Source organism: Streptomyces spiroverticillatus, from assembly GCA_014650415.1.
Classification (GTDB): Bacteria; Actinomycetota; Actinomycetes; order Streptomycetales; family Streptomycetaceae; genus Streptomyces; species Streptomyces spiroverticillatus.
Window position 1 is genome coordinate 1 of record BMUX01000081.1, and the last position, 881, is coordinate 881.

The window sequence follows — 881 nt, forward strand, 5'->3', positions numbered from 1 at the left end:
CGGCTCGCCCCGGCTGCCCTCACCCAGTTCCGCAGCGTCTCCGGGTTGATCCCCAGATCGGCTGCGACCGACCTGATCGTCGCGTCCGGCCGCGACTCGTACAGCGCGACCGCGTCCGCCTTGAACTGCGGCGGGTAGTTCTTCATGACCACGAGATGTCCGTTCTCAGATCCTCAGGATCCAGTGTCTCGTGTGTTCAACATCAGGGGGTAAGGCCCCCGTCCGGCTCACCCCGGAACTCCTCCACCTGGCACAGCACGAACAGGCTCCGGGCCTGACGGCGGAGCTCCACGCGCGGTGGAGCATCGTGGAGTCCTCTTTCTCCGCCGGTGTCGGGCGCGCGCTGATCCAGGAGGGCCTCACAGTCGACTGGCCCACGCTCACGCTGACCGACAAGCGCCGGCGCCGCCCGGTCACCGGCGTCGCCCAGGCCCTGATCGGCTTCCAGCACGGCCGCTGCCTCATCTGCCACGAAACCCTCGAACTCAACGATGCGGTCGCCGTCGACCACGTCTTTCCCTACGCGCTCATGCGGCGCTACGCGAGCGTCCGCGGCTGGGCAGGGCCGGACCTCGACGCGCTGTGGAACCTCGCCCCCGCGCACCAGGCGTGCAATACCGTCAAGAGCGACCGCCTCCCGTATCCCGGAGAACTGACCCTGCTGGCGCAGCGGAACGAGGCGGTCATGGGGTCCCCTCACCCGCTGCGGAAGACCTTGGAGCTCACGCTGAACTCCAAACGGAGAGTGGCAGGCGGCGGTTCGTGGGTGGCGTTTCTCCACGAGGTGCAGAAGGAGTGTGCCTAACCTCGAAATTTCGTGACGGCTCGTCAGGTCAACTGGTGGGCTGTTGCGCTTTGTTGGGCCGGGTGCGGGCAGGTTG

The 881-nt window shown here is 67.3% G+C and carries 2 protein-coding genes; one reads left to right on the forward strand and one right to left on the reverse strand.

The features are described 5' to 3' along the window. Window positions 1-152: transposase (locus IE269_RS42790; RefSeq protein ID WP_318299717.1), on the reverse strand; the 152-nt coding region annotated here is incomplete at its 3' end. 155 nt (window positions 153-307) lie between these two features. Between IE269_RS42790 and IE269_RS42795 the strand changes: the two genes are divergently transcribed. Continuing rightward, window positions 308-805 (forward strand): HNH endonuclease domain-containing protein, encoded by a 498-nt coding sequence (locus IE269_RS42795; RefSeq protein WP_318299716.1) that lies wholly within the window; start codon window positions 308-310, stop codon window positions 803-805. Window positions 806-881 lie beyond the last annotated feature (76 nt).